Below are 26,386 nucleotides of genomic sequence, written 5' to 3' on the forward strand. Positions count from 1 at the left end.
CCTTATATTTCAGTTTCAAAACGGTATCCTTTATACATTAAATTTGTAAATTCTATCTGCAAATCAGCATATTGTTCAATAGAAAAAGAGATGCTTCCAGGTTGATAGCCAAATTGCGGCGGTCGTGGTGTGATATTAATTTTTGGCTTGTTGGGGGTAGTATGAATGTCAGGTTCGGTACTTTCATAATTCAACTGAACCAGTTCCTGCCATGGTGTTGCCCCGGGCTGATAATCAAATTCCCAAACGGCATTCCGTTCTCCCTGGGCAGCGATCGGGTTTCCACCTTGTTCAATTCTCATCAGTTCATCACCTTCCCGGGCAATTCTTGCTAACCCTTCCATTGCAATCTGTCTTGCATGGTCAGCAGTTTCCCTCGTTCGGACAAACGAACTCTTCAATCCAAGATTGTGCCATGCCTTTGTCTGATCAATCGTCAATTTACCAGAGTATTGCCTTATCGACATATCCGCTTTCGGCTGCTGGATACTCATTTCCGCTTTTTCCTGCTGAATCGACAATCGAGCACTTTGGGTATGAATAGCAATTCTTGTGGGTTGGCTTGTTATTCTGATTTGAGGTAATTGCAAGCGTGGCACCCCATTTCTTTCAACATAAAATAATGGAAACGTAAAATGCCGGGTACTTCCACTGTCTTACAGATACATAAATAGGTATCTGTATGACGTTAAAGCACCGGCATTCTGAATAATCATCTATCTCAGAAAATCCATTAACGTCGGCTGAATGATTCTTGCTCCTACACCTAATGCAGCTCGATGGACACTTTCCTGTGTTTTCAGATTAGTAATTACTTTTTCGATGTCTGCATCTTCATTTTCAGATAAAATACGCGTTGCTGTCACTTCTTGCTGTGCCAGCCGGTCTTCCACAAGGTCGACCCTGTTCATGCGTGCACCAAGATCGGCGCGTTCGTTGATGATATTATTGATATGACTGTCTACCGTTTCGACCATCCTGTCAAGAGCATCTTCGCCACCCTCTTCAAGAGCAGTTTGCAATGCATTCAGGTCATTAAATAAATTCTCAGAGAAAACATTGGTCGGATTTATATTCGCTTTCAACAGCACACCTTTTGAAATTTCAATATTGACTGCTTCCTGATTTTCTGACACTGCTGGATTACTTTCCAGGTTGACTGGTGGATTCAAGGTATCACTGCCGTTGAAAATATACTTGTTATTCACTTTTGTGTTGGCGATATCGACGATGTGCTCCTTCAGCTGCGCAATTTCTTTTGCAATGTTTCCACGCTGCTCATCACTATATGTATCATTGCTTGACTGGATTGTCAGTTCGCGGACCCGTTGCATCGCCTGCGTAGCTTTATCAAGCGCTGCATCTGAGTTATCCATCCAGTTGTGCATCTCACCTAAGTTCCGCTTGAACTGCTCTACTTCTGTCAGCTGGGTACGGTAGTTCATTCCCTTCATCGCAACCACTGGATCATCTGAGGGTCGGCTGATTTTCTTTCCTGTAGCAAGCTGCTCCTGGTATTTCCCCATTCGTGCATAACTGTCACTTAAGTTTCGGAGCATATTATTAGTAAGCATGCTTTGTGTTACACGCATCGATTAATCACCTACCTTCCTACTAAGCCCATTTGATTTATGATGCGGTCAAGCATCTCATCAACGGCCGTCATACTTCTGGCTGCCGCATTATACGCATGCTGGAATTTGATCATATTGGTCATTTCTTCGTCTAATGAAACAGCACTGACCGATTGTCTGCGCTGATTTACTGCCTGTTCTAGGGTAACGGAATTATCAGCCATTCGGTTGGATTCTTGTGCCTGGACTGCCATCCCCCCGATTACAGCTTCATAAAATGATTTGACACTGGAATTTTCACCAAGAAGGTCTAAAGGCGCATCCTTTACATCCGCCAAGTTCAGTGCATTCTCCCCATTACCTGCATGAGCTTCCCCATTTATAATTTCAGCTGCGGCTATGTTTCCCGGATCCTTTTTAATGGCATCAGTAAGATCTATCGTTTCAGCATATCCGTTCACCACTTCGCCCTCAGGTATACCAGCAGGAAGTTTGAAGAAGTCTGTCCCCCCAATGAAGTCACCGGTTTTGATATCATTAAGTGAAGCTCCAGAACGATGTACTTCATTGAAATCACGGGCAAAAGCAGTTGCCATCCTGTCAAGATTCGAGAGCATTTCCGGATAGGTACCATTCACTATTCCGGATTCGGTTGTATAACCGAAAGCTTCTTTCAATGCCAGAAGCTTGCCTTGAGAAGAAAAGGAAGAAATATTCCCACTATCGCCAACGGTAACGGAACCGAATACTTCCGCCCCATTAACTTCTGTATAATTGACAGTAAGTGGTTTGACACTGCTCTCGCCTGTTTGCGGATCGGCCTTGACTAGAGAATATCGGTCTGATCCATTAATCAGCGTAATATTCGCTTTACCCATCGCCATCTTGCTCGCCTGGCCATCGCTGCTCTCGTAAGAGACTTCCACATGGATAAGCCCCGATAATTGATCGATCAGTCGATCCCGCTCGTCGTACAAGTCATTCGGAAGCAATCCATGGGGTTCTACATCACTGATCTGTTTATTCAGGGCATCGATTTGTACCAGTAAGGAATTAACTTCCTTGGTGGTTACATCCATTTCATTCTGCAAATCTTTTTGTATACTTTTTAATGAATCTGACAAGTAATTGAATGTCTTTGCGACTGCGATACCACGCTGTTGCACAACCGACCTGGCTCCGGCGTCTTCCGGATTAGTCGCCAGATCCTGTAATGATTGCCAAAATCGGTCCATTGTTTTCGATAATCCATTTTCACTCGGCTCATTCATTATTTCTTCCATTTTTTGCATGCTGTTAGCTTTGGTTTCCCAATAGCCTGCTTTATTATGTTCGCCGCGGAATTGAATATCTAAAAACTCTTCCCGGACACGTTCAATGGAGCCTGCCTGTACCCCGCTTCCCACCTGTCCTGGAATCTCTGGACGGTTACGGGAAGCAGGAGGAAAAGGAGCAGTCTGTTCAAAATTCACGCGCTGACGCGTATAGCCAGGTGTATTGGCATTGGCGATATTATGTCCGGTCGTATATAAAGCGGACTGTTGTGTGAACAACCCGCGTTTGGCTACCTCTAAGCCATGAAAAGTTGACATGGTATGCTGACTCCTCTCTTATGCTTTTGAATCGAAGACCGAACGTTTTTCTGAATTATTCGCTCCAGTCGGTGTTCCATAATTCATATTCTTCAAAGAAGGCTGCAGCATATTCATGGAAAACTCAATGAATTGCAGTGACTGCCTCGTCAGATCGTTGTTTAATTTCTCCTGTTGCTTTAATTCGGACAGTGTATAGATGAACTGCTCTGAAACGTCCTTGAGCTTCTGTTTGTCCTCTATGTTCTCCAAATTTCCAATCATGTCAGTAACACTTGGCTGTCCAATCGAAAAATTGTTTTGCTGATACCAGTCTGAAACCTTTTCCATCCGGTCTTTCTCAAGTTTGCTGATAGCCTGCGAATGTTTTTTTTCTTTTAATAACAGACTCTGAAGCTCACTGATATCCCCTTTTTTTAATGCCTCCGTCTTTGCTTTTGAAATCTTAAGGAGACTTTCGTGAAGCTGGAGAAGCTGCTCCATTTTCATGATGATCGCATTGATGGACATTGCCATGTCCTCCTTTATTACTTACGGTTGTTCCAGAATTCAATCATTTTTTTTGCAGCTGCTTCAGAATCGACCTTGTAGCTTCCGTTATCGATTGCCTGTTTCAATTCTGCCACCTTTTTTTCCCGTTCGGCTTGTACTTTCGTACTCTCCTGCAATTGTTTTGCCTGACTGGAAATTTGGATGTTATCTTCCTGCAATACCGCCTTTTTCACTTCGGCCTGTTTGTTTACTGGCTTCTGGTATGGGTTGAAGTTCGACTGATTCGTCCCATTGATTTTCATTCCGGTTCACCTCTTTCCTTCATGATCCGATGTATCTGTCTGCCATATATATCGACAGCTTCATCCGATAGTTTAATGGTGCTTTCTACCCTTTTGAATACTATAATAGGCATGTTTCTGTAGAGACTTTTCTCTACTTTCCTTATCGAGACTGGCAATCTCATCAGCATATTTGAGTTCTTTACGAAACGTACCGATACAGGATTCACATAGTTTTCCATCCTGAATGGGATTTCCACATGACTCACACGCGTAACTTAGATTCGGAAACTGAGATTTTCTGAGCCGCTTCTGTTTGACAAACTTCATGATCAGCCCTTTATCCACACCAGTAGCTTTCTCAACTTCATCCATGGTGGCCTGACGATTTTCCCTTTTACGTATGAAGTTATATACCGTGTTGAAAGCAGCTTCTTCTTCTTTATAACATGCAGTGCAGACAGTCTGCGTAGCCTTGACAAATAGTTGTCCACATCGAGGACAATTTGCTAGTTCTCCCACAATTATTCCTCCCCGTGATCCTTCATAGCCATTATATCGGCATCTTAAATAAAATAAAAAGAGATTCCAGTCAACTTCTGATCAATGTCAATGCATACACTTCCTTGACCCCTGCCTCTTTCAGCAGGCTGGCTGCATGCCTGATTGTTGTTCCCGTTGTATAGATGTCGTCCACAAGAATGACCGGACTTATTACTGATCGTGTAAGCCGAAACGGGTTTTGGGCAGTAACCCGTTCAGTCCTGCTTTTTTTCGATTGTTTTTCACTATGAATTCTTGTTAAGGCATGTACCATTGGGATATCCAGAAAACCAGCCAAAGATTCCGCCTGGTTAAACCCCCTTTCCAGCATCCTTTCTTTGCTTAGCGGGATGGGAATGGCAACCGCTTCCAAATTTTTATAATGCTGATTAAAAACTCTTGCCAGCTCATATTGGAATACTTTTCCTAAAAGGTAATCACCACGATACTTCCACCGGTTGATGATATCCTTGATAGCCTGGTTATAGCTAAAGATAGAAATATTTTTATTCAGGATATCGCTATTCCCACCCCAACTCTGGCAATCTAAACACAGATCCGGTTTATCCATTGGCCGGCAGCACTTGGGGCATACTGGTTCTGTCAGGAATATCAGCTTATTCCGGCAATCATCGCAAACAGGATTCCGTTTATCAGGCAGGAATAGGTTTGACCAGAAAGTTTGCTGCATAAAAACTTCATGGCAATTAATGCAATGCATCCACGATCTTCCTTCCCCGCTTGTTCATCCGCTTTATCATTTCCACTGCTCCCTCCATAGCATCGGTTTTTCCCTGATGGAAGAAAACGACCTCACCATGTGGGTCGGTTGGACTTCTGCCTGCCCGCCCGGCGATTTGTACGAGAGCAGCCTGATCGAATACGGTATGACCGCTGTCCAGAATGATCACATCGACAGAAGGAAATGTGACTCCTCTTTCCAGGATAGTGGTAGTCACTAAAACCTCGTATACTTTATTTCTGAAAAGCTCAATTTTTTCTTTGCGATCTGGATCAGAAGCATGGACGGCAGTGATGGAGCTAAAGGTAGCATGAAGAAGTCTTTCAACAAGAGCAGCGTCAGAAATGGTCGGTACAAATATGAGTAGCTGACGTGTTACTACACCTCGTTTATCGAGCCACGCCTTCACTTTTTCAGGTAACCGCTCCTGTTTCAGAGAAGAACGTAAGTTGAAGCAGCCAACAAAAGAGGGCACAGGAAGGGGATGGCCGTGGAAACGTCGGGGCACAAATACAGTTGGAAGCTTCTTACTGTCTATCTCTTTTAATTGCTTAGGACGAGGAGTGGCTGTCAAATAGATGATTCCAGCAGTCTCTTTAGCCGCCCTCCTCGTTGCAAACGGAAGCGAAACATCGGCATGATAGGGAAATGCATCCACCTCATCAATGACCATTACATCAAAAGCCCGGGCAAATCGAAGCAGTTGATGTGTGGTGGCCAAAATAAATTGGGCATCTGCCTGCTTTACAGGACTGTCTCCGAACAAGGCCTGAATTTTCACGTTCGGAAAAGCAGACTCAAAACGAGGAAGTAACTCCCTTACTACGTCAGTACGGGGCGTGGCAAGGCAGACGCGCTTCCCTTGGGCAAAAGCCGTCGCCAACCCGGGAAATATCATTTCCGTTTTTCCAGCTCCACACACTGCCCAAACAAGTAAGCGGGCGCTTCCTTTTGCCATTACTTCATTAATTTTTTCTGCTGCGTCAGCCTGAAACGAGGTCAATCTCCCTTTCCAGACACAAGCTTCCTTGACCTTCTCCCATTGGACAGAAGGAACGAATAAATATAGCGGAGTACATTCTGAAACTCTCCCCATAACGATACATTTTCTGCAATACAAGCACTTCTTCCCTTGATCACCACAAGGCATATATGCAAATAAATACTTTTTTTGATTGCCGCAGCGTCTGCAGCGATAACCCCACCAATGCTTTTCTATTGCTGGGACTTTCGTGAAATGTGCATTGATAAAAGATAAGCTTTCTTCCGGAAGTTCATATGGAAGAAAAAGTTTCCCGGAAAGGAGATGACTGAGAGGCTTTTCCACGTGTGTAACCTGAGGGATAGTTTGTTGAGGAATCCATGATAAATCAGGGCTGAAATAATCATGGATAGAGGATATGAACTTATTCAATTTTTAAAATCTCTCCATTCAGGAAAAGGAGGTGTGTTTACCTCCTTTTCTCTATTTTTTATACCAACCAAGTCCAATTGCACCTTCACCGACATGTGTACCTATTACAGGACCGAAATAGCTGATGACCACTTCTGTATTCGGATAACGACTCTCCAACTCTTTTTTTATTCCTTCAGCGTCTTCATGACAATTTCCGTGAATAACTGTCGCTTTGACAACATCCGTCTCGTCCACATCCTCTTCAAACAATAAGAGCAGCCTTTTCAATGCTTTTTTGCGAGTACGGATTTTTTCGAATGGAACTATTTTTTTGTCAACGAAATGAAGAACAGGTTTAACCTGAAGAAGACTGCCGACGATTTTTTGCGCGCCGCTAAGCCGCCCTCCTTTATACAGGTTCGTTAAATCATCCACCATAAAATAGGCATTGATCGACTTTTTCATCTCTTCAAGCCTGGCAAGAATCTGCTGTGGAGTCGCTCCATTGTTAGCCATTTCAGCCGCTTCCAACACATAAAAACCCTGGACAAAACAACTAGACTCCGAATCAAAAACGTGGACTTCCACATCATCGACCATATTACCGGCAGTGATGGTACCCTGATAAGTACCACTGATTCCACTCGACAAATGAATAGCAACCACAGCATCAAAATCCCGGGCTAGCTCTTCTATTTTTTCCGTTACAAGTCCAGTTGATGGCTGGGATGTCTTCGGAAGTTCATCCTGTGTATGGAGCATATCGTAGAAATCTTCCGCCTGAATGTCTATCTCTTCCCGGTATGCTTCATTTTGAAATATGACGTTGAGCGGCACCATATGAATGTTGTTCTGTTCTCTCATATAAGAAGGTATGTAGGCTGTACTGTCAGTTAACACTGCCGTCTTCATTTTTACCCAGCTCCTTGTATTTATCTTGTATGAGACTGTTACCTCTCATTTTACAACAACCTATCCCATAATTCACCAATGTTTTTTTACATACTAGTAGGAGAACAAAGGGGGCATGCTTCCGGTTAGACAAGGAAATTGAATACCGGGCAGGCGGCCGAGAACACCGAAAAATACGCCTTGGGGCTTAGAAAATAATTAGCCTCCTGCAGGTTATCCGAAGAAACAATTTTTTGTAGACTTAGTTTGTACGTCAAACCTTTAAAAATAATTTCAAATGGAGGACTATGATGTGAAAATACCGTTACATATGAAGAAATTATGTTTTATGCTTCTGTGCATGATGTTTGTCATACCGATGTTTTGCCTACCTTTTTCGGTACAAGCTGCTCATCCATTTACAACCGAAGATGTGGACAAATTTGTCACGAATTATCTAGAACGTAATGGATTACCTGGTGCAGCCATTGTAATCGTAAAAGATGGCAAATTAGTCTATGAAAATGGATATGGTCACGATTCAAAAGGCGAACCCCTAACAGAAAAGTCATCAATGAGAATTGCTTCCGTATCCAAATCATTTACAGCCTTTGCTGTTTTACAACTCGTTGATGAAGGAAAAATCCAATTGGATTACCCAGTAGTAGAATATATACCTGAAGTTAATCTTGATGATGCTAGATGGAAAGAAGTAACGGTACGTCAACTATTGAATCATACATCCGGGATGCCTGATCCAATCATTGTAGAGCCAGCGAATACGTTAAAAGAAGGTGTGGCACGTATGAGTGATTGGAAATTACAATCCCCTCCTGGGGAGAAATATGTCTATAGTAATGCCAACTATTGGACGTTAGCTTATCTTGTAGAAAAAATTAGCGGGATGGAGTTTGGTGACTATCTTCATCAGGAGGTTTTTTCACCGCTTGGTATGAATGATTCACTCGCTACTGTAAACTCTGGAGACCCTGTTCAGGGACTACCTAAAGGATATGTAACCGCCTATGGAACAGCCATACCTTGGACAGAGATGGAGCAAATGAATATGGGGGCTGGAAGCGTTGTAACCACAGCATCTGATATGGGGAAATGGCTCGCTATGCACACAAACACAGGAAAAAACAAAGCAGGAGAGCAATTATTATCAAACGAATTGTTGAAAGCGTCTTATTCCCCACAACCGGGAAGTGCTAAATATGGACTTGGTTGGTCGTTAAGCTCTCCGAATGTCAAACCAGCAAGGATTTCCCATAGCGGTGCCGTATCTACGTATCAAGCGCAGCAGGACATCGTTCCAAGTAGTGGGTATGCAGTTGCCGTTTTACTCAATAGCTTTACCCCCACCCTGGAGCATGCTTATGAGATTAGTTCAGGGATTATCCAACTGACGGAGGGAGAAGAACCCGAAATCAAAGCGTCCGTCCCTACCATCATTGACTTATCACTAGGTGCCCTCACATTGATTTATGTGGTTTTAGGGATCAGAGGAATTGTGCGAAGTAAGAAATGGTCCAATAAACGGAAACATCATCCGGCTTGGAGATTTTATCTACGGTTACTTCCTCAACTGCTGCCTGTGATAGGGATCGGATGGTTGTTTTTTATTGTTCCAACGTTACAAAATAACAGTTCAACAACGTTAGATGCATTCGGTCTTTTTCCAGCTGCGATGATCTTATTGGCAATTGTTTTTATTATTGGATTACTCCTTACAATTTGGAGGATACATTATCGAATAAGATGAAATAAGGGTATCCTCCTTAGATGAAAGATAGGCATGAGTCAAAAACTAAGACTGTCGAAAACTATTTCGACAGTCTTAGTAACACCCGATGCTCTATGAATATTTTTATTACAATACTTCAACCCAACCGTTTTTGATTGCGGTCACTACTGCTTGTGTCCGATCATTTACATTCATTTTCTGTAAGATGTTACTGACATGGTTCTTAACAGTTTTCTCACTGATATACAGAGATTCCGCTACTCCCCGGTTGCTTTTGCCATCAGCCAGAAGCTGAAGCACTTCGCATTCCCGTCTTGTTAGTAAGTGAAGGGGTTTACGGTATTCAATCGCTCTTAAAGACTGACTATTATCAGTTGTCTCAGACAATCGGCGATATTCAGCGACCAGATTATGGGTAACTTTAGGGTGCAAGTAGGAGCCGCCATCACTGACGACCTTAATTGCTTCGATCAATGCATCTGAGTCCATTTCTTTCAACAGATACCCCTGTGCACCAGTCTTTAGTGCATGGGTGACATAATTCTCATCATCATGGATGGAAAGTATAATAACTTTCAGGTCTGGATAGCGTTTGATAAGTTCTGCAGTCGCTTCTACACCGTTCATGTTCGGCATGTTGATATCCATTAAAACAACATCGGGATCATTCTGTTCAATAAGATGCACAGCAGTATCCCCATCGTCCCCTTCTGCCACTACTTCAAAGCTTGCTTCAAAATCCAATATACGTTTTACGCCTTCACGGAATAGTTTATGGTCATCAATCAGTACTATTTTGGTTGTCATCATCTTTTCCTCCCCTATCCCTTATTGCAGGTTTTATTACATGTGTATTTTCCCTGACTTTTTTCCTAAAAAGCTTCAATTTGAAATGTCCTTAAAAAAAGATAAGCCTATTTACCTGTTCGTCATATTCATTATAAAGGATTCGTCCGGATTTAGGTAGGGTTACCTAAAATTACCTATTTAAAGGAATTTGAATGATTAGCACAGTTCCCTTTCCTATCTTGGAATCAATCGTAAGCTCTCCTTCGAGCATGTCGATCCGCTCTCGCATCCCCACCAGCCCGAACGACTTGTCTTTTTTGACAGTGGTATCGAATCCTTTGCCATTGTCTTTGATCACCAATATAGCCGCTGAAGGCTTCAATTCGACTTTCACTTGGACTTCCTCTGCTTCTGCATGTTTTACCGCATTTTGAACCGCTTCCTGGACAAGGCGGAACAATGCCACTTCGTATTTACTGTCAAGCCTTCTTTCTCGTCCGATTGTTGTGAATTTAACTTCCAGACCTTTGTTGTATTCTTTGACGGTGTTTAAGTACTTTTTCAAGGTTGGAATAATTCCTAAATCATCCAAAGCCATAGGACGGAGATCATAGATGATTCGACGCACTTCATATAGCGCTGATTTCACCATCTGCTTGACGCTTTTAATTTCCTCCAGCGCTTCTTCAACGCCCCGTTCCCGGAAGGTTCGGTCGACAAGGTCAGAACGGATCATCACATTTGCCAGCATCTGGGCAGGACCATCGTGGATCTCACGGGAAAGTTTTCTTCTTTCCTCTTCCTGTGCTTCAATGATCTGCAATCCGAATTCCTGCTTTACCTTAGCGTCCTCCAATGCTTCCGTGACCTGACGGAAATCCTCATCTAAGTAGTTCAGCACAACAGAGATTTTCCCTACTAGTCCCTCTGCCCGCTGAACAGTCGAATCCAGGTTCCTCAACCTTAGTTCCAAGTCGTCACGTCTTTCCCGCAACTGCTTTTCTTTTTCTCTTTTGACGGATAGTTCCATTTGCAGATTGTGGGTCTGCTCATAGACCTCGCGTATTTGTGTTTCTGAATATTGATCGAAATGCTTGCTTACTTCAGAAAGACGCATCCGGGATAAACGCACCTTTTGTTCCAGCTTATCCCCTTCATCGATGAGCGAAATGACCTGTCTCTTAGTCTCCTGCAGCTCATTATGAAGCTTTTCAAATTCCATACGGGACTCTTCCCCTATGTGAAAAATTTCATCCTTGCTGTTGGCGACATTTTCAATCATTTCTTCGATGACATGATCAAGTGCTTTTTCCTCAATTCTCATATCATTCATCATCCGTCTCCTCCATCAATATTCACATAATCATTCGATGTACCTAAGCATTTTTATGAGGGTGATTATATTTTTACCAAAAATTCTCTTATGATGATTTGCCGGGATGTCTTTTGCCTTTTATAATTAATAACTTAGGGAGGCTGAAATGTCATGTTAAAAAGCTATTATACAGTAAAATTAGAGGGATCCGAAGAAATCAACATACAAAAGTCACGATTTATCGGCTACGTAAGAAGATGTGAAACAGAGCAGGAAGCTCAAGATTTCATCCAGGAAATCAAAGGGAAACACCGCGATGCCAATCATAATTGTTCGGCCTATATGATTGGCGAGCATGACTTGATACAAAAAGCAAGTGACGACGGGGAGCCTAGCGGTACTGCCGGTGTCCCAATGCTTGAAGTATTAAAGAGAAAAGGCTTGAAGGATACAGCTATCGTAGTTACAAGATATTTCGGCGGCACTAAACTCGGGGCTGGCGGGTTAATCCGAGCATATTCCGGTGCGGCATCTGCGGCTATTGAAGCAACTGGAATCGTGAAGAGACAGTTAATGCAGGAAATAGTTATCAAAGTGGATTATAAACTACTCGGAAAATTGGAAAATGCTGTACGAAATTCGGTATATCATCTTCAAAAGGTTAACTATCTTGAAAATGTGGAATTAGTAGTATATGTAGAGTCTGGGCAGGAAGACACATTCAAAATTTGGATTATTGATCTGACAGGTGACCAGGCAGAAATAGCCATTGGAAAAACAAGCTATTTAGAAACAAGTATGTCACCGTAAAAAGGTCTCACAAAGCTCACTTCCTATTGGAAAAAGGAGAACATTACTATGAAATATAAGAAAATAAAAATGACCGGATTGGCTTTTTTACTGGTAATCTTCACAGGAGTGGGAGCGGCAGCCGGTTATGCCCTTTTTTTAACTGATAAAGCAAAACAAGCAGCAACCGAATCACGCATGGAACTGGAACGGGGAGAAAAGTCAGACAAACGAAAAAATGCTGTACACCCGGAATACGACAATATATCTGTTCTGTTTGTAGGGGTTGATAATAGTGATACTCGTGACAAGGAAGGAAATGCATTAGCTGATGCTTTGATATTAGCCACATTTAATGAAGACAATAAATCAGTTAAACTAGTCAGCATACCGCGAGACTCTCTTGTCAAAATTCCGGAAGTAGGTTATCGGGATAAGATCACCCATGCTCATGCCTACGGGGGTATTGATGCTACGGTGAAAACAGTGGAAAAACTATTCGATATTCCAGTCGATTACTACGTCCGAGTAAATTTCAATTCTTTCACTGAAATAGTCAATGCCCTTGGCGGTATAAAATATAATGTGCCCTACGATCTGACAGAACAAAATAGTGAGGATACAGCAGGTGCTATTGAACTGGAGAAAGGTTATCAAAGACTCAACGGGGAAGAAGCCCTTGCGCTTGCCCGTACCCGTCAATATGACAGTGATCTTGCAAGAGGTCAGCGTCAGATGAACCTGCTTAAAGCTATTATAGAAAAGGCTAAAAAACCAGGCGCTATTTCCGACTACGCGGAAATCATCGATTCAATCAGTGAAAACATGAAAACGAATTTGACCTTCGAAGAAATGGTTGCTTTTAAAGATTATTTTCTGAACAAAGACAGTCTTGAATTTGAAGAAATGCAGCTGAAAGGTGAAGGAATGATACTGGAAAGCGGCTGGTATTACTCTGTAAATGAATCGAGTCTGAAAAACATTAAACAAGAACTGAAATCTCACTTGGATATAACCACTAAATCCTATGCGAACGAAAATAAACAAAACGTCGAAGAAAATGCTTCTGGCAAGGCAGATTCTTTTTAATCAGACAAATTATTTCCCCGGAAATGAAATTAACTGCATTCTGTCGATTAACGTAAAAAAGCACGAGCCTCTTATTGGGCCGTGCCTTTTTAGTTATCGTTTGTAACGGTACCCCTTTATCCAATTTAGTATTGGACGATAGCTTTGATCAATTAATCCAGTCATTTCCACGATTAATTCCACTATCAACAACAGTACTACCATCATCATGATGGAACCGAACATCGTAGCTTGTGAGAAGAAAAGTGCTGCAAGACTGAATAATGCACTCATGGCATATATCATCAATACCGCTTGCGGATGACTGTACCCTAACCTTAATAAACAGTGATGCAAATGGGATTTATCTGGCGCACACCAGGATTTCTTCTGAATTCTCCTGCGAACGATTGCAAGCAGTGTATCAGAAATCGGCACTCCCAAAATCAGAATAGGAATAATGAACGAGTAGAATGTAACATTCTTAAATCCAAGCAGTGATAAAACACTGATCATGAACCCTAAGAACATTGCACCCGTATCACCCATGAATATTTTGGCAGGGTAAAAATTATATAACAAAAATCCTAACGTGCTTCCAAACATGATAAGTCCAGCGTAGACCACAAACACATTACCAATGGAAATCGCAAGAGCAGAAATGGTCAGTAATGCAATTGCAGAGACACCGGCAGCCAGCCCATCTAATCCATCAACAAGGTTAATCGCATTCGTAATTCCGACAATCCATAAAACCGTAATCGGAATACTCATATATCCAAACTCAAACTCTCCCCCAAACGGGAGGTTAATGAATTCAACCTTGACTCCTCCTAAAACAACTATAAAAGAAGCCAAAATTTGTCCGCCTGCCTTATAAATAGGGGAAAGCTGGATTAAATCATCCAACACGCCGGTGATAACAATAACAACAGCCCCGGCAAATACCGGCCAGGCATAACTGCTTTCCGGAAAAAATAACAGAAAGCCTAATGCAAAACTGATAAAAATCGCCAAGCCCCCAAGGCGAGGCATTATTCTGGCATGAACTTTTCTTTCACTTGGCTGATCTACCGCTCCGATCTTCATTGCCACTTTTTTAATAACAGGGGTGATAAAGATGGAGGCTAGGAAGCAGAATAATAAAGCTTTATATTCCATAATCGCCCCTCCTCGTGGTTAGTATACCCGTTCAAATTCGATGAAGAATAACAATTTATGCCAAGTTTCACTCTCGTGATTATACCATAATAAGACAACACTTATGCATTATTTTATTTCTTCCCGAATTGTATCAAAAGAAACCTCCTGCTTCTATAATTATTTAGTCGTTGTTCAGAGTGATAAGTTACTTCATATTTCTTATTGAAAAACAAAAAAATCAGTGACGGATACTTCCCGTACTGATGTCAGTTAAACAATATTTTATTTTTTTCCTTCTTTTTTGATGAAGACTTCGATTTCTTCGATGCTGAGCCCAAGCTGTTTTGCTTCTTTTATTAAAACAATCCATTCATCGTCCAACCGTTCGTCTTCCGTAACTCTGGTCATTTAAATGCCTCCAATACCCATTCTGGACTCAGTTTCTAAACAACTAGGATTCTTTATGACCATCTTCATGCTTCCAGGCAAGCAGCTGTTCTAATGATACTTCCATGGTTCCCGAAATCTTTTTCAGGACAATTAGGGACGGGTTTTTCTGAATTCCCCTTTCAATATTGCTCAAATAAGACTTTGACACACCAGACCTTTTAGCCAGAGCACTTAAAGTCATCCTTTTTTCCATACGAAGCTGCCGTATGCGCTCCCCAATCATCACTGACCACTCCTTTGACTTGTCGTTCTCTAAAAAGAACTAATCGCTAAAAAAATTGGACAAATTAAAATTGCCCAAGCATATATAAAAGGAAAAGTCTCCTCCAAAGCAAATCGTTCATTATAACGAAATCTTATTAGTAGTATAAATTATTCTATATAAAAACAAAAACACCAAATTCTGCTTATTTTCCATTATAAGCCACAATTTCTCTTTAAATTGCAAAAAGACGTCGATTTCCTTCTATTTTTGCAAAAAAATAAACCCCAGCGAATAGTGTCGCCCGGATTTATTTTTTGCTGTTAATTTCCTGGAAAATCATAAAAGAACTTAGCCGTAATTGACCCATCCGTATTCTGTTCAATATCCGTTACGTGGATACCAGAATCAGCCGGAACAGGGTTATCTTCTCTCCAGAAGTAATAGGAACCTGTATGGACAATACCGGAGTTCGGCGTGATTTTATCTCCAGTAGTGAAAAAATCAGCTTCATCTCCACGGTTGTTGTTATGTTCTAAATCGTATTCACCATCTGCCTGCATGACGGAAAGTCCATAGTGGGTGACCAGGGATCCATCAGCAGCGGTCTGTGACTGGTTATATTGGAAACGTTTATTCATCCAGTTTTCGACATTGTTAGGGCGGAAGCCCGCAGTTTTATATTTATTGATGACATTTTCATCAATATGCCATGCGACAAGTCCTTCTGCATTTTCTCCGACCCGGGCAAGCCCTTTATTGAAGCCTTCTTGCTGCACATTTTCAAATAAGAAATATTCCGTACCATTGGAACCCGGGACTTCCATTTTGACCACATCTTCTTCCTCGTTGACAGGGTTTAATGTCAATTCCTGAACACCATCTGCTGGTGTGACCTCAATCGGATCCAGCCATCCCAGGAATATTTTCGAGAATGGATCAAATCCTGTAGGAGAGTTACCAGAATATGCTGGCGCATTCGGGTATCGCATCCAGGAACCGCCTGCCATCATGGAGAAGTTTCCGACTCCTTCAGATGTGTAGCCAGTATCATAAAAGTCCGGCAATCCTAATGCATGTCCAAATTCATGGGCGAAAACACCAGGCTGGGCAGGATATGGTCCTTCCTTCAATTCATCTTTGTACGTATCCGTCGCAAAATCATACCCTGCGACGTTTCCGCCTATTTCCGGTTCCACCGTATAATTGTTCACAACAACACCATCATAGGTCAAATCTTCTTTAATGGTTTTGGCTATCCATTCGGATTGGGACATACCTGCTTTGACATCTGCCGGTACTCCATCATCATAATATGGGCCATAGTATAATGCGCTTAATATTCCCCATTTGTGGGACCAGATTTGGGCCGGGTCTCGGCTGAATTCCGCTCCTGTACCTTCATGGACAACAAAGATGTTCGGCACCTCTCCGTCTTCAGCATATTTAGAGAAATCAACATTTGGATCAGCTGCTTTTAAGAGATCACGCATCAACTCTCCCATATGAGCATCGCCATTGGCATTTCCAAATAAATATGTGCCGCCATTAGCATGCTCACCAGTTTGATCCAGATAATAAGAAGCACCTCTTGGGAGCTCGACCCAGCCTACATCAACAAGGCTGTCATATGTAGTCAGTGTTACCTTCCCGTAACTGGACTCTGAATAGATATTCTGCATCGTACTGTTGGTCGGCACTTTTTCCCCTTTATACTCTGCGTATTTCTGGAACGGCTCATACTCATAAGGATTATATTCCGTACCGAAGATCAAATCCTGAAAATAATCGGCTGGAACACGTTTCTGCAAGGATCCTTTCGGCTGGTCATCGTCCGGGAACTTAGCGAGCAAGACCAGCATCGGAATGTCGCCTTCTGCTTTTTCATAGGCAATATGATCTCCAGCTGCCTGCTTGAATTTGGTACCTTGATTAGCATAATGCTTTTGGGCTGGGTCATTCTTCGCAAGATTCACGTCAGCTTTTTTTGCCTGTTCAGCTAGTTCAGGTGCTGCTGGGACATAATGCCCCGGCTTAATATGGTAGTCCGCAGATGCCTGGATACCCTGTGTACCCCCTTCTGCGAATCCTGTCGCAAGTCCTGAAACAAGCAACAGTGATGCTGCTGCAGAAGATAAAAACTTTTTGTTCAACATTGGTGTTCCCCCCCTTAAATATGAAACTGAATAAATTATAGAATATTCTGATATATTTAGGAATACGAAATAGTTAAATTAAGGAAATACACCTATAATGTTCACACCATTTGACACAGGCTAAGAAATCTACATACAGTGTCAAATACCTACTATTCAGGACAAATTACCCGGAAATTTTACACTAAAAAATCTCTTTAATGACACCTGTGAAAAAGCTATTTATAGTAATAGCTTCTGGTTTATTCTCACGAATCGCTTGTCGGTGAATGCTTGCCGCGGGAACGGCCTCAGCTAACTTAGTCAAGAAATCTTCAGCTCGTGCTGTTCCCGCAGGCGTCACCACCTCTCGTTCATCGTGGTTTCATAAATGAAATAACTGTTTGCTACTATAAACTTCAACAGTGGCCAAAATAGAATAATGACTTTCGTTAATTCATTTTTTAAACGATAAACTTATGTAAAGAAAACAACTTTCTTTTATTTCGTACACGGCATGGAGAAAGCGAAAGAATGAATCCCTTAATATTAAACAGAAAACGATCTGTATGGACACAAAACTCCATACAGACCGTTTATTAAAAACATATCTTATCTATACCTTTTATTTTAAAATGGATTCCTTCTCCGATGATTATTTCAACCTGACATCAATTTCCACTCATCAGTCAACAGTTTAAAGCGGTCCTTATCACCATCATCCAACGCCTGGTCTATCATCCGCTTCAGGTTTTCTCTTTCCAGGCTATGAAAAAAATTATCCATTTCTTTTTGCGAAACTTCTTCATAACCCATATCTTTTCTAAAATAAGGATGTACAATGGAATTCAAATGAGTAAGGAAGTCACCCAGCTGCAAAAGGTCGGTTATAGCTACATAAATTAATTTACTGCCACGCTGAAATACAAAGATATCATAAACATTATGGACCTTTTGTCTTTTACGATCGATGATAATCTCCCTGGATTCTAAGGGAACAAACTGGTACAGCTTCCCATCAATATGCATGGAAAAATACTGGTAGGCCAGAACAATCCGAATGAATTTTTCATCCTCTTTGACATAATAGGGCTTCAACATTTTGACAGACAACACTTCTGACCACCCCTTCTCCCTTAATCTGAATTTTCAGTATTTTCTTATATTATGACTGATTTGTCAACAAATGAAAAGAAAATAATTATGGAAAAGTTAAAAAAATAAAACAGGTTGACTCTGTTTGTACAGAAATCACCTGTTTTTACTTGTCATTTTTATTTTGTTGTAATTTCCATTTATTGAATTCCAGAAATTCTCTGAATTGCTCTTTTGTTACGCCGGAATCCATAGCGGATTGAACCAATTTCAACCAATCCTCATCAAGGGATTCAAAAGAAGCTGAATCTGATTCTTCATTGAGGAAATGGTTAATCGATACACCCAGCACATCACTGATTTTTTCCAGAAATTGGATGGATGGATTTGTTTGACGATTTCTTTCAATTGAACTTAAGTATGATTTGGCAACTCCAGCTCTTTCCGCTAATTCAGACATGGACAAACCTTTGGCAATTCGAAGTTTCTTTATACGAGTACCTATCAAACCAGTCACCTACTTTCACTGAAATTATATCACAGTGTAAATAGGCGGTTCTACATCAATCCCGGAAAATCGTACAAATTGGCTTTTCCTGATCTGTTTTTCTGCTTTGAGCTCTTAAAAATGTCTTCACTTCTTTTTTCGACAAACCTAAGGCACGGGCTTCTTCCATCAGCAAAATCCACTCAACGTCCAATAATCCGTTCCGCCGATTTCTGTTCATGAATGACCCCTCCATCATTCATCACCTTAGGCAGCTCGGCGATCATAGCCCTGATTAATATGTAATTGACGTTAACATCTGTCAGGCCTTAGACCCGTAGCTTTGCGTCCTTACCTTTTGATAAGTTTGCCCTTTCAATGCGATAGAATTTTCTGATAACTTGATTGTACTACGTAAATACGACAAAATCTAGTACATTTTTATTACAAATTACACGTAAAAAGACCTAGTTTTTGAAATTTCTAGGTCTTATCATCAGGAAACATGTAATAGCGGTAAATATTTTGATCATTTTCGACAGAGATCTGGAAAGATTCAATATCCACTTCATTAAAAAAAGTTCCATCTGTTTGGACAAAGCTTATTTTTAATGGCATTGTTTCTTCATCCGTTTTTGGGGGTGGATCGGGATTTTTCAATTCCACCATCCATTCATAGTCGAACCTTTCGATAATTGCATACTGAAAACCAAGCGGGACTCCATCCAAGGAAACTTGCTTTAATTGGTTTATATTACGGCCGACATCTTGCATAATAGCCCTTCTTTCAAATTAGAGGATATTACAATTTTCCCGGAATGAAGAGACGGAAAACCCGATAAGGGGTCAGGCACACCATATTATGGCTTGCCTGACCCCTAAAGAAGTCTAAACAAGTTTATTCAGCTGGTCATCGATGAATTGCTTGAGTGTGTGGAGGCGTTTTTTGCTTTCTTCCATGGTCGCTGATGTAACCGCGTAATAGAATTTGATTTTCGGTTCTGTTCCAGATGGGCGGAGGCAGAACCAACAATCGTCTTCTAAAATGAATTTCAGGACATTCTCTTTTGGGAGGGAAATGTCACTCTCCTGCCCTGTATCCACTTCCATTCGTTTAGAAGAAGCATAATCTTCAACAGCAACGACTCTAAGATCGTCTACTTTTTCAATAGAAAGATTTCGAAAATCTTCCATGATGGATTTGATTTTTTCGGCCCCTTCTTTTCCCTCAAGCTTTATCGATTTCAAGTCTTCCAGATAGTATCCATAACGGTCAAATAAGTTATGGAGAGCTTCAAGAAGTGTCTTTCCTTTTGTTTTCCAGAACACGCCTATTTCCGCTGCGAGCATTGCCGCCTGAACAGCATCTTTATCACGGGCAAAGTCTTTTACCAAATAGCCATAGCTTTCTTCATAACCGAATAGGAATTCATATTCGCCCGTCCGTTCATATTCCCTGATTTTTTCGCCAATATATTTGAAACCTGTCAATGTATCAAGAGTTTCTATTTCATAATGGGACGCAATTTTGCGGCCAAATTCGGATGTAACGATCGTTTTGATCAGAATTCCATTGTCTGGTAGATCGCTTTGCTGTGACAAGAGATAATCGAGCATAAGTGCCCCCAGCTGATTACCTGTCAAAACAGTATAACTGCCATTGCCATCAGGAACTGCGACCCCCAAACGATCAGCATCCGGATCTGTTCCGATCAGGACATCTGCACCGATTTTTCTTCCTTGCTCAATTGCCATTTCAAAAGCCTGGTGTTCTTCCGGATTCGGAGATGAAACCGTCGGAAATTCCGGATCAGGCTCGGCTTGTTCCTCGACTATATGGATGTTTTTTAATCCTGCCTGTTTAAATCCTTCTTCGACTAAAAAGCTTGCAGTTCCGTGCAGTGGGGTGAATACTACTTGGAAGTCATCAGCCATATCATAGGTGATATGCGGATTCAAATTAACTGAGCGAAGTTCTTTCAAGTAAGCGTCATCGACATGTTTATCGATCCATTCAAGCAGCCCTTTTTCCTCGAGTTCATCTTGATCAGCGGCAGCGATCGTCAATTCATTCTCTACCTGATTAACAAGTCGAACGAGTTCTCCTGCCTGTACCGGCGGCATTTGTCCACCGTCTTCATTGTAAACTTTAAATCCATTGTATTCTGGCGGATTATGACTGGCTGTGATAACGATTCCTCCAGCGGCATGTAAAAAACGTACTGCAAAAGATAGTTCAGGGGTCGGACGTAGAGATGTAAAGACATATGATTTAATACCATTTGCACCGAGTACGCGGGCTGCTTCAACGGCAAATGTCTTGGAGTTATAGCGGGAATCGTAAGCGATGGCAATTCCTCGCTCTTTCCACTCCTGCCCCTGTTCTGTTATGTATCTGGCCAGACCTTCAGCCGCTCGGCGAATTGTGTAGATATTCATCCTGTTGGTGCCTGGACCAAGCTTCCCACGCATGCCACCTGTTCCGAATTCCAGATTTTTGTAAAAAGCATCTTCTAAGGATTGTTCATCGGACTGAATACTGTCCAGCTGGGATTTTAAATCTGCTTCCAACGTGTCGAATTCATTCCAGCGGTGATACGATGTATGCCAGGTCATAATATCATCCTTTACTGTTAGTATTTTATTTGGACATTATATCAAAAAAAGGCAGGATTTTTGCTTATATTTGAAAATCCCTTACGATACGTGCAAAACACACATAAATCGACAAACTAATAACTTCCCTATTTCAGCCTTTTTTTTTATAAAACAACATCCAGATATTTTCCTTTTCCCGAATACCTGGATGTTAACCTGAATTTTTCCTATTTTGTCGGCCAGGATACGACCATATTTGCTTTTCCTTCCATTTCAAAGCTTTCAATTGTAGAAGGCAGAATGAAATGGTCTCCTTTTTTGAAAGAATAGCGCCCATTACCTACAAGGACAGCACCTTTTCCGTCAATAACACTTACAAGGGTATAGTTTTTGTAATGCATCTCAGGGGAGCGGCCATTCAGATCCCACAAAAGTACACCAAAGTATTCTTCTTCCAGTAATGTTTCCTGTTTAAGCCCCTTGTCGCTCGTTGCAGTACGGTTCAATTCGGGATCCTCATGGGGAACCGTTGTAACGTCAAGAGATTTGTCGAGATGAAGCTCTCGCTTTTTTCCATCATTTCCAACACGGTCATAGTCATATACACGATAAGTAATATCAGAGCTTTGCTGGGTTTCCAGAATCTGTACGCCAGCACCAATGGCATGAATCGTGCCACTTGGGACGTAGAAAAAGTCACCAGGGTTTACTTTGATGGACCGGAGCAAGCTGTCCCACTCTCCGTGTTCTACCATCTGTGTAAGCTCTTCTTTTGTTTTGGCGTGGTGGCCAAACACAATTTCAGCGTCTTCTTCACAATCAATGACATACCAGCACTCTGTTTTTCCATAGGCTTCGTTTTCCTGTTCTCGTGCGTATGTATCATCCGGATGAACTTGAACGGACAGGTCTTTTTTTGAATCCAGGATTTTTACCAGGAGGGGAAAATCTTCACCTTCCTGATCAGCAAAAAGCTCCCTATGCTCCTCCCATGCCTCCGTTAACGTTTTTCCTTTCAAGGGCCCATTCAGTATTTCGTTCGGTCCATTGGAATGTGCGGAAATTCCCCAGCATTCACCGGTTTCGTCTGAGGGAATCTCATAATCGAAAATTTCATGCAGTTTTGTACCGCCCCAAATTCTTTCTTTGAATACTGGCTTTAAAAAAATCGGTTCGTTATACATCACTTTTGCTCCTTTGCCTGTCTATTGGATACCTACATTGAATTGTAATATATCAGGAGAAATATACAAGGGAAGACAATCGAAAGAACCGATTCCAGCTGGAATCAGTTCCTTCTTTTGTCTTTGTGGCTTACTTTTTCGATAAACTGATATAATCAACTTCTACTGCTCCAGCTTTTCTGGAAAGTTCAATGGTATTAACTCCTTTTTCCAGATGAACAGTTTCAGAAGATATCTCCCAGTCACCTTGTTCATTCGGAAGATAAGCAACTTCTCTGGCAAGCTCACCATTGACCATAATGTGATGGCTGCTCATTTGCTCGGTATTGTTCTTGTAGGAGACACTCAATTTGTAATCGCCTGTCTCACCAACTTTGATTCTATATGCGACAGCGCTGTTCTTTTCATCCATGTCACCAATTGTTTGTCCGTTTGACGCAGCAATATCATTTATTGTCCTTGCTTCTTCTATTTCTGCGTGTTCAGCCTCATACCTCAGAACAGAAGGGTTTTTTTCGACAAGCTCGATGTAATCAAGCTCGGTAAATAACTTTCCTTTGGAAATGCGGATAGTATTGCTTGCTTGTTCAAGGCTTACATCCATCTCTGCGAAACGCCAGTTATCCCATCCATAACTTTTATAAGAGATTTCACCGATATCCTTACCATTCAATGCAATGTGATGTGTCGCTTGTTTCCCCATTCCATTTGAATATCTGACCTTTAAGGTATATTCACCAGGGGGGACGTCAACATCAAACGCTACATAGCTGTCTTCGTAATCAATATAACCTACTTTTTTACCGCCAGAAGCTGCCGTATTTTCCACAATCTTCGCTTGATGTACATACGCATTTTCTGCTTCAAACTGATAGCCTGGCGGAAATCCCGGGGTCAAGGTTCCTGGCTGTTCGCCAGAAGGTACTTTTAATAAAGTTTCCGTTGAAACCGGGGTGCCGAAATTAGGTGTTCCATCTTCATTCCAGGAGAACTTCTGCATGCGGACGTTCCTGTTCCAGCCTGCACCTTCATATTTCGCGGCATGATAAATGATCCAATTTTCCGTACCGTCCGGTGATTGAAAAAATCCGTTATGCCCTGGCCCAAAAACTCCTGCTTCCGGCCGTTTTTCGAACACAGGTTCAGGGCTCTTCTCCCATGCGGATGGCTCGAGTGGGTTGTTCCCTGTAAAAGTCAACATTCCTAAATTGTAATCGTCAGTCCAGCTGCCACTTGCGGAATAGATTAAGAACAGGTCCCCCTGGTCATTCTTTAAAAATTGCGGTCCTTCATTTACATGGGGGAAACCGACCGTTTCCCAGTCATATTCTGGATGTGATAACTCCACCCTATCCCCTGATACATTCCAAGGATTAGTCATCGGAGCAATGTAAATATTCTGACTTACATTTACATCTCCTTCCCACCCTGACCACGCGAAGTAATACTGGCCTTCATATTTCAAAATGGTTCCATCAATCGACCACTTATCCGCTGGTGTGGTAATTTTTCCGTAGCTTGTACCTTCAGGGTAGGAGTATTCGCTGAAAGGATCAGATGTTTCCGATTGTAGCACATACATCCGCTGTTTTCCCATATCTCCAGCAGAAGCTGCAAAATAGATATACCATTTCCCGTCTATAAAATGAATCTCCGGTGCCCAGATGTGCTCACTGTTTGGCGCTCCTTCCTCTGGCTTCCAGACGACTTTGCTCGGCGCGTCTTTCAATCCGCTGATAGTCTTTGATTTCCAGATGGTGATATTGTTTCCGGTTGTCTGTGTGTAGTAATAATAACCGTCGGAGTGTCTTACAATCCAAGGATCAGCACCGTCGCCGATAATGGGGTTTTCAAAAAGTTCTATGGGGACTTCCTCATAATAAAAGGTTATATGGCCAATGTCAGGCTGATTCCCTCCATTATTCATTGGTGCGGACAGGTTTTTTCCCATCGTCTCCCCCTTGCTATAGGTATAAAGATGACCTCCATTACCGCCTTTGACAAAAACATATTTGACTCTCAGCTTAGAGTTCCAATTGAATGATTTTGCATCATTAAAATGAAGTGTAATCATCCCATTATGATAGTTGCCGCTTTTGGGTGAGCCATTCTCAATTTCAAGTTTCCATTGTTTAAGCCCATCCAACTTAGAAGGCAGCTGCTCGTTACCTGGGCGGTCGTTTCCTTCAATGATGACTGGGTTTTCTGCAGCATAACTTTCCATATCTCCACTCCAGATCAATAGAGGCAGCATCAAGGCGATAACCAGCAGCTTTTTTACAACTTTTTTCATTTACAGACTCCTTTACAAGAGAATTAATTTCCACACAGCTACTTACACCATCGCTTTACATCCGGTCCAGGAACCTCCGGAATGCATCCTGCCCTTCCGTGTTACGTTTAAATACACCGGCATGCTCGAGTACTGTTGAAAAAGTTTTTCCTATCTCTTGCTGTAAAACCTGTCTGATGTTGTCCTCCTTCAAATCAGGATGTTCCTCCACAATTCTCTTGGCCCAATCGACATGCTTGACGGTCCTTTCATCTTCTTTTCCTGCAGTGTCAAGATCACCAGCCAGCATGTAGCTGCTGAGTGCATCGATTTCCTCCACCAGGCGGCCAGGAAGGACAGCAAGGCCCATGACTTCAATCAGTCCAATATTTTCTTTTTTTATATGGTGGACTTCCTGGTGGGGATGATAAATGCCTAAGGGGTATTCCTCACTGGTACGGTTATTCCGAAGAACCAGATCAAGTTCGTAAAGTTTACCCCTTCTTCTTGCAATCGGTGTGATGGTATTGTGCGCATTTCCTTTTGTTTCTGCTAATATACCAACTGATTCATCGCTGTAGCCTCTCCATTTTTCAAGAATCCTGCCGGCGAGCTCAGAGACCTGGCCACGGTTTTCTCCCTGAAGCCTGATGACAGACATCGGCCATTTAACAATGCCAGCTTTGATATTTTCAAATCCTTTAATCGTTACGGTTTCCTCAATCGGAGCTTTAGCCATTGGAAAGTCGTGATGACCGGCCTGAAAATGGTCATGACTCAGGATTGAGCCCCCGACAATCGGAAGGTCTGCATTCGAACCGACAAAATAATGGGGCAGTTGTTCAACAAAATGAAGCAGGCGATCAAAGCCTTCTTTTGATATTTCCATTGGGCGATGTTCGCGAGAAAGGACAATAGCATGCTCATTATAATAAACGTAAGGGGAATATTGCAGATACCAACGCTCTTCCTCCAGCTCCATGGGGATGATACGATGATTTTGCCTGGCAGGATGGTCCAAGCGGCCGGCATACCCGACATTCTCCTTACATAGTAGACATTTCGGATAGGAAACAGACGTATTTGCCTTTGCAGCTGCGATAGCCTTCGGGTCCTTCTCCGGTTTGGACAGATTGATGGTAATTTCCAGATCACCGTAAATAGTCGGGCTGTACCAGTGGACATTTTTGGCAATTCTGTCTGTCCTGATATAATGAGCAGATTTGGCAAGCTCGTAGAAAAATTCGGTTGCAGCAACTGGCCCTTCCGTTTGATAATAATGATAGAATGTTTTATTGACCTCTGAAGGGCGTGGGAGCAGCTTATCCATAATGCGAGGGTCAAACAAATCACGTTCGGTTACTGTATTTTCTGGTAAAATACCCTTTGCAGCTGCATAATCAAGCATGTTTTCCAGGATATCGATTGGAGTCTCCAAACGTTCCTCAGGTGTGAGGGCTGGTTGAAAATCATGGAGTTGAAATAACTCAAGAAGTCCATTCCTGATATAATCAGTATCCCATACAGAAATCATTTCTTTTTGCAGCCCATATCGAATCAGCCTGTCAATTTCCCGATAGATATCCACATTCATATAATCA

At 42.0% G+C, this 26,386-nt stretch carries 26 protein-coding genes and 1 riboswitch; of the genes, 3 read left to right on the forward strand and 23 right to left on the reverse strand.

Annotated elements, in window-relative coordinates; genetic code table 11:
- Positions 1-2: 2 nt before the first annotated feature.
- The 9 genes from JOC33_RS01585 to JOC33_RS01625 all read right to left on the reverse strand — a co-directional run bounded on the left by JOC33_RS01585 (position 3) and on the right by JOC33_RS01625 (position 7,532).
- Entirely contained in the window at positions 3-590 is a 588-nt protein-coding gene (locus tag JOC33_RS01585) for a DUF6470 family protein (protein ID WP_205090316.1), read from the reverse strand.
- A 126-nt stretch (positions 591-716) separates the two neighbouring features.
- Positions 717-1,592 (reverse strand): flagellar hook-associated protein FlgL, encoded by an 876-nt coding sequence (flgL, locus tag JOC33_RS01590; protein ID WP_205090317.1) that lies wholly within the window; start codon positions 1,590-1,592, stop codon positions 717-719.
- A gap of 11 nt (positions 1,593-1,603) precedes the next feature.
- Positions 1,604-3,166, reverse strand: coding sequence for a flagellar hook-associated protein FlgK (gene flgK / locus JOC33_RS01595; RefSeq protein WP_205090318.1), 1,563 nt, complete (start codon positions 3,164-3,166; stop codon positions 1,604-1,606).
- A gap of 18 nt (positions 3,167-3,184) precedes the next feature.
- Positions 3,185-3,676: a flagellar protein FlgN gene (locus JOC33_RS01600; protein WP_205090319.1), complete on the reverse strand. Its 492-nt coding sequence runs from the start codon at positions 3,674-3,676 to the stop codon at positions 3,185-3,187.
- 17 nt (positions 3,677-3,693) lie between these two features.
- Positions 3,694-3,960, reverse strand: a complete 267-nt coding sequence (gene flgM, locus JOC33_RS01605; RefSeq protein WP_205090325.1) for a flagellar biosynthesis anti-sigma factor FlgM — start codon at positions 3,958-3,960, stop codon at positions 3,694-3,696.
- Between the two features lie 72 nt (positions 3,961-4,032).
- A complete protein-coding gene (locus tag JOC33_RS01610) occupies positions 4,033-4,461 on the reverse strand; it encodes a TIGR03826 family flagellar region protein (RefSeq protein WP_205090326.1) in 429 nt (142 codons plus the stop codon).
- Positions 4,462-4,531: 70 nt separating this feature from the next.
- Positions 4,532-5,203: a ComF family protein gene (locus tag JOC33_RS01615; protein WP_205090327.1), complete on the reverse strand. Its 672-nt coding sequence runs from the start codon at positions 5,201-5,203 to the stop codon at positions 4,532-4,534.
- Positions 5,190-6,638, reverse strand: coding sequence for an ATP-dependent helicase ComFA (locus JOC33_RS01620; RefSeq protein ID WP_239533938.1), 1,449 nt, complete (start codon positions 6,636-6,638; stop codon positions 5,190-5,192). The genes JOC33_RS01615 and JOC33_RS01620 overlap by 14 nt, the downstream gene beginning before the upstream one ends.
- A 51-nt stretch (positions 6,639-6,689) precedes the next feature.
- A complete protein-coding gene (locus tag JOC33_RS01625) occupies positions 6,690-7,532 on the reverse strand; it encodes a DegV family protein (protein WP_205090328.1) in 843 nt (280 codons plus the stop codon).
- 292 nt (positions 7,533-7,824) lie between these two features.
- Between JOC33_RS01625 and JOC33_RS01630 the strand changes: the two genes are divergently transcribed.
- Complete coding sequence (locus JOC33_RS01630; protein WP_338054459.1) at positions 7,825-9,276, forward strand: serine hydrolase domain-containing protein; 1,452 nt, start codon at positions 7,825-7,827, stop codon at positions 9,274-9,276.
- A gap of 108 nt (positions 9,277-9,384) precedes the next feature.
- Here the strand turns inward: JOC33_RS01630 and JOC33_RS01635 are convergent, their stop codons facing one another.
- Complete coding sequence (locus JOC33_RS01635; RefSeq protein WP_205091508.1) at positions 9,385-10,065, reverse strand: response regulator; 681 nt, start codon at positions 10,063-10,065, stop codon at positions 9,385-9,387.
- Between the two features lie 172 nt (positions 10,066-10,237).
- On the reverse strand, positions 10,238-11,380 hold the full coding sequence (locus JOC33_RS01640; protein WP_205091509.1) for a sensor histidine kinase: 1,143 nt from the start codon (positions 11,378-11,380) through the stop codon (positions 10,238-10,240).
- 153 nt (positions 11,381-11,533) lie between these two features.
- Between JOC33_RS01640 and JOC33_RS01645 the strand changes: the two genes are divergently transcribed.
- Positions 11,534-12,172 carry a YigZ family protein gene (locus JOC33_RS01645; RefSeq protein ID WP_205090330.1) on the forward strand — a complete coding sequence of 213 codons (639 nt, stop codon included), beginning with the start codon at positions 11,534-11,536 and terminating at the stop codon, positions 12,170-12,172.
- Positions 12,173-12,220: 48 nt separating this feature from the next.
- Positions 12,221-13,240, forward strand: a complete 1,020-nt coding sequence (locus JOC33_RS01650) for an LCP family protein (RefSeq protein ID WP_205090332.1) — start codon at positions 12,221-12,223, stop codon at positions 13,238-13,240.
- Between the two features lie 93 nt (positions 13,241-13,333).
- Here the strand turns inward: JOC33_RS01650 and JOC33_RS01655 are convergent, their stop codons facing one another.
- The 12 genes from JOC33_RS01655 to galT all read right to left on the reverse strand — a co-directional run bounded on the left by JOC33_RS01655 (position 13,334) and on the right by galT (position 26,379).
- Positions 13,334-14,380 (reverse strand): glycosyltransferase family 4 protein, encoded by a 1,047-nt coding sequence (locus JOC33_RS01655; protein ID WP_205090335.1) that lies wholly within the window; start codon positions 14,378-14,380, stop codon positions 13,334-13,336.
- A gap of 264 nt (positions 14,381-14,644) precedes the next feature.
- Entirely contained in the window at positions 14,645-14,770 is a 126-nt protein-coding gene (sinI, locus tag JOC33_RS01660) for a DNA-binding anti-repressor SinI (RefSeq protein WP_205090336.1), read from the reverse strand.
- Positions 14,771-14,813: 43 nt separating this feature from the next.
- The gene (locus JOC33_RS01665; protein WP_205090338.1) at positions 14,814-15,035 is read right to left on the reverse strand and encodes a helix-turn-helix domain-containing protein; all 222 of its coding nucleotides are present in this window, start codon (positions 15,033-15,035) and stop codon (positions 14,814-14,816) included.
- 302 nt (positions 15,036-15,337) lie between these two features.
- On the reverse strand, positions 15,338-17,170 hold the full coding sequence (locus JOC33_RS01670; RefSeq protein WP_205090340.1) for a M6 family metalloprotease domain-containing protein: 1,833 nt from the start codon (positions 17,168-17,170) through the stop codon (positions 15,338-15,340).
- Positions 17,171-17,809: 639 nt separating this feature from the next.
- Positions 17,810-18,265, reverse strand: a complete 456-nt coding sequence (locus JOC33_RS01675; protein ID WP_205090342.1) for an IDEAL domain-containing protein — start codon at positions 18,263-18,265, stop codon at positions 17,810-17,812.
- Positions 18,266-18,410: 145 nt separating this feature from the next.
- Positions 18,411-18,752 carry a helix-turn-helix domain-containing protein gene (locus JOC33_RS01680; protein ID WP_205090344.1) on the reverse strand — a complete coding sequence of 114 codons (342 nt, stop codon included), beginning with the start codon at positions 18,750-18,752 and terminating at the stop codon, positions 18,411-18,413.
- Between the two features lie 55 nt (positions 18,753-18,807).
- Positions 18,808-18,972 (reverse strand): anti-repressor SinI family protein, encoded by a 165-nt coding sequence (locus tag JOC33_RS01685; protein WP_205090346.1) that lies wholly within the window; start codon positions 18,970-18,972, stop codon positions 18,808-18,810.
- A 26-nt stretch (positions 18,973-18,998) separates the two neighbouring features.
- Positions 18,999-19,113: riboswitch (cyclic di-GMP riboswitch) on the reverse strand.
- A gap of 101 nt (positions 19,114-19,214) precedes the next feature.
- Positions 19,215-19,505, reverse strand: coding sequence for a hypothetical protein (locus JOC33_RS01690; RefSeq protein WP_205090348.1), 291 nt, complete (start codon positions 19,503-19,505; stop codon positions 19,215-19,217).
- Positions 19,506-19,619: 114 nt separating this feature from the next.
- On the reverse strand, positions 19,620-21,347 hold the full coding sequence (locus JOC33_RS01695; RefSeq protein ID WP_205090349.1) for a phospho-sugar mutase: 1,728 nt from the start codon (positions 21,345-21,347) through the stop codon (positions 19,620-19,622).
- 209 nt (positions 21,348-21,556) lie between these two features.
- A complete protein-coding gene (gene manA, locus JOC33_RS01700) occupies positions 21,557-22,513 on the reverse strand; it encodes a mannose-6-phosphate isomerase, class I (protein ID WP_205090350.1) in 957 nt (318 codons plus the stop codon).
- A gap of 130 nt (positions 22,514-22,643) precedes the next feature.
- The gene (locus JOC33_RS01705; protein ID WP_205090354.1) at positions 22,644-24,806 is read right to left on the reverse strand and encodes a family 43 glycosylhydrolase; all 2,163 of its coding nucleotides are present in this window, start codon (positions 24,804-24,806) and stop codon (positions 22,644-22,646) included.
- A 55-nt stretch (positions 24,807-24,861) separates the two neighbouring features.
- Entirely contained in the window at positions 24,862-26,379 is a 1,518-nt protein-coding gene (galT, locus tag JOC33_RS01710) for a UDP-glucose--hexose-1-phosphate uridylyltransferase (protein WP_205090358.1), read from the reverse strand.
- Between the last annotated feature and the right edge of the window lie 7 nt (positions 26,380-26,386).

It is taken from the genome of Thalassobacillus pellis, assembly GCF_016908295.1.
GTDB classification, from domain to species: domain Bacteria; phylum Bacillota; class Bacilli; order Bacillales; family Halobacillaceae; genus Thalassobacillus; species Thalassobacillus pellis.